This window comes from Alloalcanivorax dieselolei B5 (genome assembly GCF_000300005.1).
GTDB lineage: Bacteria > Pseudomonadota > Gammaproteobacteria > Pseudomonadales > Alcanivoracaceae > Alloalcanivorax > Alloalcanivorax dieselolei.
Map to the genome: position 1 here is coordinate 2,265,356 of NC_018691.1, position 15,499 is coordinate 2,280,854.

Here is a 15,499-nt window from a genome sequence, read left to right on the forward strand (position 1 = left end):
CCGAGGCCGGAGGAGAAAACCATGAAAAAAAAGCGCCAGGTCGGCCCGGCCCGGTCTGATCGTCAGTTTGTATTGACATCCGCCGCTCGACTGTTTCGGGAGCAGGGCTATGACCGGACCACGGTGAAAGAAATCGCAAAAGCGTGTGATCTGCTGCCCGGCAGCCTTCATTACCGGTATCAGGCCAAGGAGGATATTCTTGTTGATTTGATGCGCCTTGGTTTGGAGCAAACCTCGACTGCTGTCTCCGAAGCCGTGGCCGGTGCGGCGGAACCCGTGGAGCAATTGCGTAGAGGCATCAATGCGCACCTTCAGATGCTGGTCAGCGGCTCGGACATGGTCTATGTACTGTTGTTTGAGTGGCGTTCTCTGCGCGGCGAAGCACGTAAGGAGATGATCAAGCTGCGCGACCGTTATGAGTCCCTCTGGGCGACTATGCTTAAGTCACTGGCGGAGAAAGGGGTAATTCGAAAGGAAGTGGATCTGGATTTGCTGCGTCTTATAGGCCTCGGTGCGCTCAACTGGGTAGCCACTTGGTTTAGCGACGATGGTCGCTATACGCTCGAGGAGATAGGCGATTTTGTCTGGCGCATGATCCGCGACGCGGTGCTAAACGAAGGTATGTGATTCATAGTATTACCGCAGACCAGTGACATCTGCGAGCGCTTCCATAAGAAGGTTCCCCAAGAAGTTTCATCATTATGCCGGAAAATATACAACAGCCTGGAAGCGTTAAAGGAAGATCTGTACGTTACGCTGAATTGCTACAGCAATAATACACCACCAGGGGAGGAAGTGTTGCGGTAGAACGCCAGTCGCACCTTGTGGGATAAGAAGTCGATCCAGAAGTAAAAGTTAATAGGCTGAACTTCACCTGACAGACACCTGCTGAAGAATCGGCAACTGTCAGGTCAAGTCTGAATTACTACAAATAAGCCGATGATGGTCTCGGCCAGCGCATTGTCGTAGGAGTCGCCGGTGGTGCCGACTGAGGCATCGATACCCTCATCAGCCATACGTTCTGTGTAGCGGATCGAGAGATATTGGCTTCCCCGATCACTATGGTGGATCAATCCTTGCCTGTGCTTTCGTGACCACAGGGCTTGCTCCAGAGCGTCCAGTACCAGTGCCGTTTTCTTCGACGTTGCTACGCGCCAACCGACGATACAGTGTGCGTAAACATCTCAAGATATGGAGTCTCCGGTAAAGCCGGGGCGGTTCAGATTGGGATGCGGGCGGGTGCGGAAAGAGGTGGAATGCAGCACCCGCGTGTTGATGAACAAAACCCTTGCAATAGTCTTTTGGCCTTGCCGTGCAACCATCACCATTGCCTGGTCCAGATCAGGGTGTGGGACCGGAACGTGAGCGGGCGCGGCCACCGGAGTGGTCCGCACAAAGGGGCGCTGCCGGTGTCCGGCGGCAGGCGGCCGGCGTGGTTGATGAAGGCCATTGCCTTCCCCGGGCCGTCTCAAAATAGAAAAAAGGGAAACGACCAGGGGAAAGCAATAGCCCGCACCGGTGCCGGCACCGTCGATGAGCCCGATGGTGTCGCGTTGAAGATGGGATCCACAGTAAAAAGAAGAAACGCCGGTTCACCACCGGCGCGTCGTTGAGCGCCTCCCTTCGTAGGTGCGCCGTTATAGTGTCGTTATAGGCGGGAGGGCAGGATCGGAGCCCGAAGGCTGCCCTGATTCTCGATCCGGCAGAGCGTCATGCCGCAAGCGGCAAGGGACCACGATGACCGTCGTGGCGGCGGGTGATGGCATATTGTGACATAGAGCGGCGGGTTTCCGCCGGAAGGCGTGTGGGAATAGGGGTGTCCGTTACCTGGATCGCCCTATGGATCCAGCGAATACAACGCCTGGTGCCGTGAGCCCTGCTCGGCCGCCTGCCGGAATACCTGTTGGGGGACGGTAATGCCTAATCGCTTCAGCTCCCGTTGATAACTCAGCAGCTGCCGCCGGAAAGCACTGGAGTACATGGCGTGCCGGCGGCCCTTCGCGTCTTGTGACTCCACGACCATGTAATACCCCCGCAGGCTTTCTCGATACCCTATGGTGACCCACACGGTCTGGCCGTTGCGGTCACCGAAACATCGCGCTTGAGACATGGGACTCCATCCTCAGTTCTCGGAATTTTATCCCTAAAGTGGCCATCGCATCCTCTAATGGGCACTGCCAGACGTTATACGCCTGAAAGGCGGGCAAATTCAATAGTTTGTGTATCAACGTCTTGGGCAAATACGTCTACCTTGACCTGGTGCCCCAAACGAAAACGCCCTGCAAAATGAACTGCCCCCCGAAAGTTGGACGGTTCATCTAGGTGATGCTCAAGGTCCGAGTCCTGTACTCTACAGGGCTCAGGCCATCTAAATTAACCTTGATGCGTTCGTGGTTGTAGTAGTGGATATAATCCTTGAGCCCTTCAATGAAGGTATCCACACTACCAAATCGTTGGCCATGGAAGAACTCGTTTTTCAAGACCCCGAAGAAGCTTTCCGTCACCGCATTGTCCAGGCAGTTGCCGGAGCGAGACATGCTGACCTCGGCGCCTCGAGCAGTTAGTCGATTGCGATAGGCTGACATTTGGTACTGCCGACCTTGATCAGAGTGCAGCACCAACCCCTTGGGGTCCTCAACTTGCTCCAATGCTCCATCCAGCATTGTCGTCACCATCTGTATCTGAGGAGTGAGCGCGACCTCGTAGGCCACAATCTCCCGGTTATACAAGTCCAGCACGGGCGAGAGGTAGATCTTCTTTCCTTGGATGTTGAACTCTGTAACATCTGTAACCCATCTACGGTGGGGGCGGTCAGCCCGGAAGTCTCGTTGCAGCCTGTTGGGCGCGACACGGCCCATTTTCCCTCGATATGAGCGATAGCGCTTGGGGCGCACCCTGGATTTCAGGCCTAACTGCCCCATCAGTTTCCATACAGTCTTGTGATTGAGGCAGCAACCTTCACGGCGTAATGCCAATGTCACGCGCCGGTAGCCATAGCGTCCTTCGTGAGCGTGGAAGATACATTGGATGCGTTGCTTCTCAGCAACATAGGCATCCGGGCGTTTCAGTGCTTGGCGCCAGTAGTAGTAAACACTACGTGCAAGTCCAGAGATACGCAGTAGGTGCGTAAGCGCATGCTCAGGCCTTAGCTCATTAATAATCAGCGTTTTTTCTCGACGGCTGATCGCTTTGTTTGAGCCAAGGCCTTCAGCATTTTTAGGTAGGCGTTTTCTGCCCGCAGTTACATCAACTCCTCTTCCATCTCTTTCGATGTCATCTTTCCGGCTGGTCTATAGCTGGGCTTCGGAGGCTTTTTCATCGGGCGGCGGCCTCGGAGACGGGGGATTAGGGCATCAGCGCCACCGGATTCGTAACGGCGTTGCCACTCTCGTATGGTAGAGCGACTTGGAATATTAAAGCGAGTGCTGGCTTCCCGAATCGATCTGCCCTGATCTAGAAAGTCTAGGACTTCCAGTTTGAATGCCACATCATAGTATGGATGGCGTTTACTTTACGTTGAGCCAAACCGTCAGCTCCATGCTGACGATAAACCGACACCCACGTACGCACGGTACCATGGTCAAGGCCAAAGTGGGTGGCGGTGCGCAAAGCACCGCCACCCTGGCTCTCATGATAAAGCACAACCTCAAGTTTGAATTAGTCCGCGTGCTTGTTCATCTAACCCCCCCTACGATTGGGTGAGTGTCCAACTTTCGGGGGGCAGTTCAAAATGCGGGGCGTAGCTTAGAGAAGGCCATGTCGGCTGAAGCTGAACCATTGACCATGGCCGACGATGATGTGGTCCAGTAAGCGAACGCCGATCAATTCCAACGCGGAGTCGATTCGGTCTGTCGCTTCGCGGTCACCGGCACTGGGCTGAGGCACGCCTGATGGGTGATTGTGCGCCAGTATCAGGCTCGTGGCGTTGCAGGACAACGCGGCCTTGACGATCTCTCGCGGATGCGCCGCACAGCTGTCGACGGTGCCCTGGAAGAATGCCTCGTACCGCAGCATCCGGTGTTTATTGTCCAAGAGGATGCCGACAAACATTTCTTGCTCTTGACTGGACAGCTTGAGTTGAAAGTACTTCGCTGCGTCATCGGGTTTGTCGAACACCTCGGTGTGCCGATGATACTGCCGGCGTAGTCGGCGCTCCAACAGCCCGCAGGCCGCGTCGATGATCGCTTGCTCCGCCTCACGGAGTGATGAGTGACGTTTCATGATAAATCCCAGAATACTGGGAGTCCCTCCATCCGGGAGGGGCTCCCGGGTGGAGAGGAAAAGTCGAGGTCAATCAGTATTCGGAAGGCAGGAGCAGCGTGGTGACGCTCCTATCCGCTTCCGTAATGACCCAGATCGTGGTGTGAGGGGCGATGGCATAGCTCGACATCAGTCGGTATCCCTCAGTGAGTGCTTCTTCATTTGATGCCTGGTCTTCTGGCGGCATCTCGCCCCAGTCGCCATGACGGTGACGTTGAAGATAGTGGGCGGGGTGAACGTTGGCGTCGGCAAACGCCGCAGCGGCACCCGGTGTGATGACAGTTGCTCCCAAAGGGAAACGGGGTTGGATCGTAGGCATGGTGCGTCTCCTGAATAAGCACGGAGAAACACGCGCGGATGCGCCCCATGGGGAAGTGTTTCCCCGTGGGGTGAAATGATTGAAAGAGAGCCATGGAAGGCGAGGTTAGAAGATGGATCGAGCCAAGCGGCCGCGCCCCGTTTCACGATCCGGCAGGGCGTTAAGGCAAGGGGCCACACGGTTTGTGCGGCGAGAGCCAAACCTATTGTTGCAGGATTCAAGGACGAGACTCTATACTGTTATTATGGACAGTAATCGAGTATTGATTTGTGGTGGTGAGGCAGGCGGTTCCCCCCATGCCTGTCTCAAGGCGCTGGGGCAGTTGTTGTCGCTCCGGAAGATCGATGTGGCGCTGATTCACGGTGGCCACCCGCATGCGGAGACTGCGCAACGCTGGGCCGCATCGAACGGGATTGACCACATTGTCTATGCCTTGAATGTACGGCGCCATGGTGACAACGCTTGGCGGCACCTGAATCGCCTGCTGATAGAGCACGGGAATCCCGATGGCATTGTCGCTCTGAACGGCGGGCAAGGCATCGGTCATTTATTAAGTCTGGCGGTGAGGGAAGGTATTCCGATTTGGATGCCGTATGGAAATCGACATCAACCCAAAGCCTGTTAGAGGGTTTGTCCCATCTGTGCTGATGATGCAGAGGCTCTGTGGGAAAAGCTTGGTTGCGGCGCTAACGTCGTGGATGGCCTGATTGACCAAACCCTTATCGGCTGAAGTCTTTTGCTGGTGGCTGATATAGGCGTGCCGCTGAGGCAAGAGAAGCCTCAGCCCACCTGTAGGAAATAACGGAGGCAGGAAAAAAATATCATAAAAAAATCATAATAAAGAGCAGGATGTTGCGGCTTTCTGCGGGGGAGAGCGGAGTATAAGTGTCATTAAGAAGCCTTAGCTTGGGATGAAACAAGGCCCTATGGAGATTGGGCCTCCATAAAGAATCCTAAGGGAATAAGGCTATGCGACGCATTATGCTGCCGTTTATGGTGGTGTTTTTATTGGGGGCACCGTTATCCGCATCCGCTCTTTACGAGAGTGCCATTGAGCAGGCCCGTTCCTGGCTGACACAGCAACAGAATGCGGACGGCAGTTGGGGTGTGCTCGAAACGGAGCGATTTATCGCGACCACAGAAGTGGTCAAGGCTCTCCATGCCAGTGGCGCACGTACAGAGGCCTATTATCGGGGTGTGACCTGGCTACAGAATCGCGCCGGCAATAATGTGGACTATGGCGCCCGCCGCGCGGTGGCTTTGTCTGCTTCTGGTACCAATACCGCCAGTCAGTGGATACCTCGACTTAGTGAGATTCAAGACCCAGCCCTTTCCGGACACGAAGGTTGGGGCCTCAGTTCACATTACCTGGAATCCCCCTTGGACACCGCACTCGCCTTGGAAGCCCTGGCTCGCATTGGTACTGCAGCCGGGGGTTCGAATGTGTCCATCCAACCCGCGCTGGACTACCTCAAGAACGCACAGGTTGGTCAGGATGGCTGGCCGTTGGGGCAGCAGAGTGGCTCTGACCCCTTTGTAACGGCCCTGGTGGTAAAGGGGCTTGCACCGTGGGTCAGTCAAGACAGTGCCTTGACGCCGCTCATAGAGGACGGAGTGGCTAACCTAGTTGGCCAAATGAATAGTGCCGAGCCAATAGTGTTGCAGGCGCTGGCTGCTCACGCGGCGCTGCTGGTCGGCAACACCGCGGCCGCAAGTGCTTGGCTGTCTTCCATGGCCTTGAATCAGGCGTCGAATGGGAGCTGGGAAGCGCGGGCGTATGACACGGCCTTGGTGGTTCGCGCCATGGCGGCGGCCGACGGGCTGGACTCAGGAAATCTACACACCGTGGTGAGCATTCCGGATGCCAATTTGAGGCGGGCGATCAACGTCGCCCTTGGCCGTGGTGCTCTGGATGCTCTGAATCGCGGTGATCTTGCTCAGTTGACGACCTTGGATGCCAGCAATTTAGGGATCACAGACCTCACGGGTTTGGAGTGGGCCGTTAACCTTGTCCACCTGGACGTATCCGACAATCAAATCGTATCCCTCGATCCCATCGCATCATTGAGCCTGGAAACACTGGATACATCGGGCAATCCCGTTGGCAGTGGCCGAAAGGAAGTAGAGCAACAGTACGCCGAAAGCTCCTCCAGCCCTGGCCGTGTCGGTAACGGAGGTGCCTTGGGCGTCACGGATACCGAGTTGGTGGAAGACACCCCAGCCGTGGGAGCCGCGGATCTCGACCCGACAATACTTATCCCTCTCATGTCCTCTATGTAGAGACAAATGGAAGATGTGAGTTCTTTCTACATGGAATAAAAAAGGAGAAATGACGATGAAACGGACGATCCAGATTTCCACACTGGGACTGATTGGCGTATTTGCCATTGGGGTCGCCCATGCGGCGTCGCAGAGTGCTCTGATTACTGAAGTAGTGGTCGAACCGGCTTCAAATAAGGTGCATCTCCACTTTGATCAGGACGTCGGCCCTACTGGGTGTATCGATAATCAGGCGGTGTTCGGTGGGGACGGAACTGAGGACGGTGGTACGAAACTACTCGCCTCGCTGGCCTATGGCGCAATGCTCTCCGGAAAACGCGTGACGATCGAGGCAAATGCCTGCGATTACGATGGTGCGCCGATTATTGACCGGATGGGGATCAGCCGATAGCTACTCCGGCCTCATGAGGCGAAGCTGAACCGTTTTGAAGCATCGATACAGGGATGAGAACCATGAAGAAAACAAAATGCATTGCCGCGAGCGCGCTCATGGTCGTGGCGGTGGCTTCGGTAGGAGACGAACGGTCCCACAACACGCCACTGAGTGCCACTGACCGGGCGGCGGTGCAGGCCATTGGTGCTTCAGTCATTGACGCTATTCGTCTTGAAGAAAGACCGGAAGAGTATGAATCGGTTAAGGCACAGGTGCGTGCGGTAAAGCGTGAAATTGAACGCATGGCCGTTCCTTCGGGTTCAACCTTGACGCTTCAAGACTCCAACGACCAAAACGCCGCGCTGACGACTCGTACTCAAAGTGTGGCAGTGGTGGATTCGGACAAGGCGGCGCTGACTGCCTTACGTAATGAAATCAACACGCTCAAGGGCATGACCCACCATCTGAAGCCTCAGGATCAAGAAGAGGGCTCAGTATGGCGGCGACTGACGACGTTATTTAATGGCTCAACCGCACCGAACCGGGGCTCATCGATCATCCAGCCCATCACGCCCGCAGTATTTGACGTGCTGGATAGTCTGGAAGAGGACGTGGGCACTGCATTGGCCCTGCCACCTGAAGAACGTGCCCGAGCAATCGAAAGGCTTTCAAGGCGCTTCACCCTTGGAAAACAGCCCCTGCCCGTTGAACCGATCACGACATCGGAGGGGGATTCGGCCTTTATTGGGGGGAAGGCCGAACGGTTCCCCTCCACGCCGACCTTCCAGACGCGCACTCGACACCGCCGAACGTTCAAGTTGAACCCATAAAAATCAAGGACGAGATCATGAATCGCCTGCCGAATTTTCCATTAGGGGGGAACCGAGAGTTCCTAGTCTATCGTCGGTACTTGAGCGCGATGGTGTACACCATTGTGCTGTGCCTGTTCGCGTTGTTTGGCGCACGGAGCGCGCATGCCGACCCACTGGCGCAAACTCGGGAGATTCTGTTCGAGTGCCCTCCGGAAGAGGGGGGCTGCGAGCAGGGACTGATCGCCCAGAAGGCCGAAGCCTTGGAAAGTGTGGCCGCGATGTATGAATACGTTCGCAACACTCACGAGTACGCGCTGTATCACGGATCCCGTTCAAACACGATCAATACATTCATGGGCCAGCGGGGCAGCGATGTGGACATCGCATCCGTATTGATTGCCATGTACCGGTCGCAGAATATTCCGGCCCGTTACGCCAAAGCGACAGTGAGTGCGCCTGCCGAAGATGTGGCCAACTGGATCGGTGTGAAGAACATCGAACTGGCGGCGGCGATCATGGATGACCAGGGTATTCAAAATGTGAATCTGGCTGATGTGGACGGTACCCCGACCATCGAGTTCGAACATGCCTGGGTTCAGGTGAGTGTGCCATTCTCTGATTACCGTGGTGCCTTTCCGCCCAGAGTGGACTGCTCCGCCACACCAGGTCGTTGTCAGTGGATCGATGTCGATCCATCTTGGAAGCTAAGAGAATTTCACAACCAGAATATCGAGGTATACGGTGTCGTCGATTTTGACTACGACCGATACTACCACGCCATCGATAATGATGACGCAGATTACAGAGACAAAGGGCCTCTGGAGATCTATGAGGAGCAAATACTGACGTGGCTACATGCCAATCATCCAGGTAAGACGCTGGAGGATGTAGCTGACCCAGGGGTGATTGTACCCGCGAATGACGGCCTTCTTCCGGCCTCCCTTCCGTATAACATTACTGGCGCGGTGACGACTTATGACAGCGTCTCCGAGCATGATGATCAGAACGATCCCGACTGGGCCAAATACCTGGTTATCCGATATGAATTAGGTAACTTCTCTTTCACAGGTAATATCTCTCCTCCTTTTATTTTGGATTCCACTTCTGATCCGATAGCGCTGGCGGATCTGTCAACAAAGCGCATTACGCTAAGTTACTTCGAGGGGAGCGAAACGGCTGGGGGCCCCTTTGAGCATCATCAGATGACGGTGCGTTTGGACGGTCAGGTCATTCATACGCCAATTCTCATTGCCTGGCAGAACGATAGCGATGATTTTCTAGGTCGCCGATTCAATGTCACGTTCGAACTGGATGGGGCGCCGTCGACAACTGGAGGTGATGATCACGTCATTGAGGCGACCTATCAAAATCTGATCTTTGGAGGTTACTACCTTATCGGCACCGGGGGCGATACCTCGAACTGGTCTCAGGTACACCGGGCGGCGGAAAAGCTGCTGGAAGCAAATGAGCACTTTCCCATCATCAACAACAGCAGTGGTGTGCCTTATGTCGACAAAAACGGAAACGGCGTTATCAATACCGGAGAACCCCGTCTTTTGGATGACCCTATAGCTCAGGACGAGCTGACGGGTGGACTTCTTAACGTGGCTATGAACCAATACTTCACCCGATTTGTTGAGAACACTCAAAAGCTGGATGCTTTGAATCATGTGTACTCACCGATGGAAGGGTTCGTCGGTATCGTCAGTTCAACGCACGAGGTGGATTATCTGGGGTCAACGGCGTTTTCAATCATGCCCGGTGGCCTGCTAATCGATATGAAAGGGGTTCGGTTCAACGGCACTTGGCTGAACGACAAGCCGTCTTCATTTGCCAATGATCATTTTGAGCTTGTTGGACACGAAGGGTCCTCTCTTGAGCATGAGATATGGCAAGAGCTAACAGGGTTTGATGCTATATCAACGGTGCGTGGCATCCAAATGGCTCTGGCCAGTGAGGCCAGCGTGGACTTGATGCACATTGCCGATGCCTCTGAAAGTGCAATGACGGCTATGTATTCGAAGTTTAACTATCGCAGGCAGGTCGCAGCACCGTGGTCATACTCTTTACGCGATATATATGGAACCAGACCATTCTTCTTCTTGCACAATACGAACACCGGACAGGAGAAGGTGGAGGTATTTAAAGAGGTGCCACAGTCCTCAGATAATTACAGGGCAGCGTTTCTCACGTACTGGAACGATTTCTGGGGTCCAAACATTATATCTATGGTTAACTGCGCGGAAAACATAGATGACCTTATTGCGGAGAATGGCTCTGGCGCGCCGCTTAATGCGGGCAGCTTGTGCGGTTATTCCTTTTCCCAAGGTACCACACTTGGTCAACTCAAGAATCAATTCGAAGCCTACTACAAGAATTTTTTTGGTGTCGGAGAGGAGGGGAAATACGATTTCCTTGATAACAATAAAGGCTTTAGTACTGCCAATCATGTGACTCTTGACAGCAGAGAGTCTCTTCTTCACGAGGCTGCTGTAGTGTTCAGAATCAGGAATGCGTTGCTATTTGGTGGAACTATTGGGGAAAATCCCGCGAGATGGGAGTACACGATCCCTTCTCGTAAAACCGATACGGGGCACAATCTTTTTAGTGTCTATGTTGAAAAAATCTATGATGAATCGGATGGCAGTCTTGCAAGTCTGGGGTTTAATATTAGCAATGACACTTTTTTGGCCGGTGGTGGTTGGGTCGACGGCAGTATCAATCTGTCTTTGGCCGATACTGGAGGGCCTCCTGCTCAGCCAGAATTCAATAACGAAATTTTTACGGACAAACATCCCGCATCGGTTACCAATAATGATTTGATTCGCACCCCCTCCACGGTGGATCCGGTTTCTACGGTGACAGGCAATATGTATCATGATGAAACGGATTTTCAAATTAAAGGGCGCGGGATGTCATATGTGTTTACCCGAACCTATAATTCAAATAGAAAGGGTATGGCGTACAACCGTAATTCGATGGGTTACGGATGGACGCACTCTTATAATATGCACCTAAGCTCCAATGATTACGGAAAATGCCCAAATTGCTCTGTAGAGGATGCTCCAGAGAATGAAAATGGGATTGCTTCCTCTATAAGTTATATCGATGAACGAGGAGGGGAGCACACCTTTATTCTCAACTCCGATAGCAGTAGTGAGCGCCGTATTGTGGATGGCCCGCTTGGTGAGTTCACGAGTTTGGAACTGCATACGCCTGAAGGTGGCCAGTATACGCTCACTTTTGCGAATGGGGTGAAGTATGTTTTTGAAAGGGTAGACTGGGACTTGCTGGAGCGGGACATAACGGATGCGAGGCTGATATCTATAGAGGACCCCTATAGAAATAAACTCACTATGCATTATGATAGGAATGGAAGGCTTCAAGAAATCACCGATAATTGGAATATCGATCGGCAGCGTAATTCTGGGCTTTGGTTCTCTTATAATGAAAGCGGCAGGCTTTCATCGGTGACGGACTGGTCCGGGGCTCCTCGCAGGCATTACGAGTATGACGAGGCTGGCAATCTTATAAAAGCCATTGATCCGGAAGGGAATGCGACGGAATACACCTATCACCGGGATGGACATCTACTGAATGAAATCATTAAACCCCAAGGTAGAGACGGCACTCGCGAAACCGTCGCTTTTTCCTACTACGACAATAATAAGGCATTCAGTTATGTGAACGCGTTGGGTGAGACAGAGGTTCTGGATTACGATCTTTATCGTCAGAGGACCCGGGTTACAGACCCGAGGGGATTTGTCAGAGAGCATTTTTACGATAAGAATAATGGGGCGCTAATCAAACTTAAGGAACCCAATGGCGCCGTTCTCCAATTTGAGAATACCGAAGATGGGCTGCGTTATAAGAAGCGTGATGCTATGGGTGGTCTAACCCAATACTCTTACCAAATGGATAGAAGCATAAGCTCGGACCCATCCGATACTGATGGGCTGATTACACGAGAAGTTGATCCATTGGGAAACACCATCGATTATAGCTATGGGTTGTACGGGCAAGTCACCGCCGTGACCGATAAGCGTGGGAACCGTATGACGAGAACCTATTACCAAACTACGGATGAGGCGGGTGATGCGGTAAAAGGTAAGTTGTATGAAATTCGAGCGACGGTCAATGGGGTAGAAAATGTCCTTCTGGAACGTTACACCTATTACGCCAGTGGTGAGGCGTTTGGCCAAATCAAGCAGCATATTGAGTTTATCGACCCTTCTGTCCCCAGTCGGCAGAGGATAACGCACTACACCTACAAAAGTGACGGCATCAATGTTCAAAGCAAGGTCGTCAGTGGTGCAACGAGTGGCGGAGACATTACCACTACTTATACCTACGATGTCCTTGGCAGGGTGTTGACAGAAACGCTACATCGACGCAGGTCGGCTACAGACTCTAGCTTGATGGAAGTTACCACTCGTTACGCTTATGACGATTTGGATCGCGTTACGAAAGTTACAACACCTGATGGGAACATTCATGAAAATGTTTACGATGATAATGGAAAGGTCGTAGAAAAAAAGTTACATCACACTGGGAGTATTCTTTCTTCGGAATGCCCTTATATGTCTGGTCATACAGTTTGTACCTATGCGAAAAACAAATACGATGCGGCAGGAAGGTTAATTAAAGTAACGGACGTTTTAGGGTACAGTACCTCGTATACTTATGATGAAATGGGCAACCGGCTCAGCGAAACCGACCCAAATGGAAATACGGTTAGGCACGAGTACGACAGTATGGGACGTCGCACGGCTCGGATCGATGCCAATGGACACCGTTTTACTTTTAAATACAACCTTGGTGGTCGGTTGATCTTGGCCACCGATCCCAACGGTCATAGTGTCCGTAATACTTATGATGCGATGGGGCGCCTTATACAGGTTGAAACTGAGGCAGGCCGGGTTAGTCAGACAACCTATGACGCTAACGGTAACATCACACACGTCAAAGATGCGAACGCGATGGCTGACACGGGGCATCCTCGGAACAATGAAGGCGCAACGATTTATCGTGAGTATGATGAGCTGAATCGTTTGGTACTAGAGCGAAATGCCTTGAATGGGGACACTCGGTATACGTATGACTTGTTGGGGAACGTAACCAGTATCACGGATGCGGAAGGCCAAGTGACCTCCTTTGTTTACGACGATCTCGGACGTTTACTTGAAACTCAAGATCCCGTTGTTGAACCAGGGGAGGACAAGACGGACAGAGTTTTGTTGTACGATGAAGCTGGCAATCCCCTTTTGACTGAAGATCGCTCTGGGCGCCGACAACGCAACAGTTATGATAAAATGAATCGACTTGTAGGTGCTGATTACCTACAAGATGGCTCTTCTTATGATTGGGGTTACTACGGTTTCGGGAAGCCACATATAGCCGGCATCGATGAAGAGGAAGAGCAGAAGTATTATTACCAATACACTGCGCGGTATGAAAGGAAAAAAATGTTCGATGACCGTGGGGGGGATATAAAGGATTGGATTTACTCTTACGATCCAGCCGGAAATCTTGCTACGAAAACCAAGCCAAAAGGGGATGTAACAACGTACCAGTACGACAGCATGAACCGGCTAGTCGGAATGAGCAATCCAGAGTATCTCACGGCCAGTTATCACTATGACGGCGCTGGGCGTCTGATCGATCGGCTACTGTCCAATGGCGCTGAAACACACTATCAGTACGACAATGACGACCGGCTAGTTCAGCTTCAGAGCCTGTCTGCAGATGGTTCAGCGGTGGAAGATTTACACTATCTGTATGACCATGTTGGCAACATAGTTCAGATTAGTGATACCGCTAGTGGAAGAACGGTTATATATGATTACGACGCGCTATATAGGCTGGTCAGGGTAGACAGTACGAACGATGCCGAAGACCGCGCGTATAGTTACGATGCTGTGGGCAATCGGCGAACAGAGGTTCGGAACGGAGTTACCTACCACTACTGTTTTGATGTCGATGATTGTAACGAAGGCCCTTCTGGAAACCGCCTTATGAATATCCGGGTTGGAAGTATGAACGGGCCGATATATCGACAGTTTAAATATGATGATAGTGGTCGTGTCACAGAGAAGCTTGATGCCAATGGGGTGCCACTGTACACCGTGACCTATGACGGTAAAGGGCGAGCTTCGGAGATCAATGGAAAGTTGTTTGAGTACGATCACGCTGGCTATCGTATTCGTAATGGTGAGCGCCTTCATTACCTGGAAGACGAGCATTTGGACTCGACTTACGACTTGGACGGAGTCTTAAAAAATTCGTACCTGCATGGTGTGGTTGTGGATGAGCTGCTCAATGGTTTTAGTTATTACTCCGAAGATCAGAACGACAGGACCAACTATACCTTCCATAATGACCACCTCAACAGTGTCTCAGCGTTGACGGGACACAACGGAGCCGTGGAAGAGAGAACAACTTTCGATGCATTCGGGATGCCCCTAAGCCAGTCGATGCCAGGGACTGAAAACACACTGCTGTACACGGGGCGTGAATACGATAGAAACTCTGGTCTTTATTACTATCGAGCTCGCTATTATGACCCGGAGATCGGCCGTTTCATTAGTGAAGATCCTGCACGCTTCGAAGGTGGAATTAATTTCTACGCCTATGTTGGAAATAATCCGATCAATTACAATGATCCAATGGGCTTGGTGAAGTGGAATGATGCCTTTAGTTCGGGGCTTGGCATGATTACAAGTGGGGCCGGTGTATTCGTGGGTGGAGCGACTGCCGTTGGAGGTGGGGTTATGTTGGGGCTCCCAGAGCCGACGTTGATTACAAAGGCTGCGGGCGTTGGAGCGATTAGCTTTGGAACGACAACGGTTGCGAAGTCCTCATTTGATTTCGGTCTGAACTTCCGAAATTTTGTCAGCGCGGTTAGAGACCAAGAAGCTGGCGTCCCATCGAGTGGGTTTGAGCTGGGTGCGCAGGTTCTGTTTCCTGGTAGTCAAGATGCTCAGCTTGCAGCGGTGAGCGGTAATTTAATGTTTGACCTGGCTAGTGGGCGTGTCCCGGTTGGGCGCATTCCAGACGTGGTGTCGGCCGGAAGCGCTCTGGCAAGAACGAAATTCGCTAATATCACTGAGGTGGCTGATTATTCTTCGGCCAATAGAGCTATAGGACAGTTGCCAGTTAGTATCGGTTCATACGGGGCGTCGGATGTGTCTCTGGGACTGTCGATTCTTCAGGGATCGGCGTTAGCTCAGACTACCCTCAATAACTATGGATCAGTTAAAGACGCACTGTTTGGCGGGGCAGGGGGAGGGTTTGTACTTTACCCAGGAAAACCAAATACAAACTTGATGCAGTCCGCCTATGATAAATGAATGGCTCAATAATCTGTATGGCTCTTTTGATGCGATAAGGCTAACAGGGCTGGGAGTAGGACTGGTGCTATTCGGTTTTATCTTTTACCTATTGCCGCAAGCGGGA

Annotated in this window: 9 protein-coding genes and 2 pseudogenes; 6 read left to right on the plus strand and 5 right to left on the minus strand. The window is 52.4% G+C overall.

Translation table 11 applies throughout. The features are described 5' to 3' along the window. Positions 1–21 precede the first annotated feature (21 nt). The gene (locus tag B5T_RS10210; RefSeq protein WP_026949633.1) at positions 22–627 is read left to right on the plus strand and encodes a TetR/AcrR family transcriptional regulator; all 606 of its coding nucleotides are present in this window, start codon (positions 22–24) and stop codon (positions 625–627) included. 302 nt (positions 628–929) lie between these two features. On the opposite strand, the pseudogene B5T_RS22575 reads toward B5T_RS10210, so the two are convergent. The 5 genes and pseudogenes from B5T_RS22575 to B5T_RS10240 all read right to left on the minus strand — a co-directional run. After that, positions 930–1,184: pseudogene (locus tag B5T_RS22575) on the minus strand (DDE-type integrase/transposase/recombinase); the annotation flags it as partial. A 653-nt stretch (positions 1,185–1,837) separates the two neighbouring features. Continuing rightward, positions 1,838–2,110: a hypothetical protein gene (locus tag B5T_RS10220; protein WP_022996807.1), complete on the minus strand. Its 273-nt coding sequence runs from the start codon at positions 2,108–2,110 to the stop codon at positions 1,838–1,840. Between the two features lie 208 nt (positions 2,111–2,318). After that, positions 2,319–3,642: pseudogene (locus B5T_RS22885) on the minus strand (IS3 family transposase). A 102-nt stretch (positions 3,643–3,744) separates the two neighbouring features. Next, positions 3,745–4,221, minus strand: a complete 477-nt coding sequence (radC, locus tag B5T_RS10235; protein WP_014994429.1) for a RadC family protein — start codon at positions 4,219–4,221, stop codon at positions 3,745–3,747. A 73-nt stretch (positions 4,222–4,294) separates the two neighbouring features. Continuing rightward, positions 4,295–4,579: a hypothetical protein gene (locus B5T_RS10240; protein WP_014994430.1), complete on the minus strand. Its 285-nt coding sequence runs from the start codon at positions 4,577–4,579 to the stop codon at positions 4,295–4,297. 244 nt (positions 4,580–4,823) lie between these two features. Between B5T_RS10240 and B5T_RS23830 the strand changes: the two genes are divergently transcribed. The 5 genes from B5T_RS23830 to B5T_RS10265 all read left to right on the plus strand — a co-directional run bounded on the left by B5T_RS23830 (position 4,824) and on the right by B5T_RS10265 (position 15,393). Continuing rightward, positions 4,824–5,204 (plus strand): DUF2493 domain-containing protein, encoded by a 381-nt coding sequence (locus B5T_RS23830; protein WP_014994431.1) that lies wholly within the window; start codon positions 4,824–4,826, stop codon positions 5,202–5,204. A 344-nt stretch (positions 5,205–5,548) separates the two neighbouring features. Beyond that, entirely contained in the window at positions 5,549–6,859 is a 1,311-nt protein-coding gene (locus B5T_RS10250) for a hypothetical protein (protein ID WP_014994432.1), read from the plus strand. A gap of 55 nt (positions 6,860–6,914) precedes the next feature. After that, positions 6,915–7,250, plus strand: coding sequence for a hypothetical protein (locus tag B5T_RS10255; RefSeq protein WP_014994433.1), 336 nt, complete (start codon positions 6,915–6,917; stop codon positions 7,248–7,250). Between the two features lie 62 nt (positions 7,251–7,312). Further along, positions 7,313–8,062, plus strand: coding sequence for a hypothetical protein (locus tag B5T_RS10260; protein ID WP_014994434.1), 750 nt, complete (start codon positions 7,313–7,315; stop codon positions 8,060–8,062). 17 nt (positions 8,063–8,079) lie between these two features. Continuing rightward, positions 8,080–15,393 carry an RHS repeat-associated core domain-containing protein gene (locus B5T_RS10265; RefSeq protein ID WP_014994435.1) on the plus strand — a complete coding sequence of 2,438 codons (7,314 nt, stop codon included), beginning with the start codon at positions 8,080–8,082 and terminating at the stop codon, positions 15,391–15,393. The last annotated feature ends 106 nt before the right edge of the window (positions 15,394–15,499 follow it).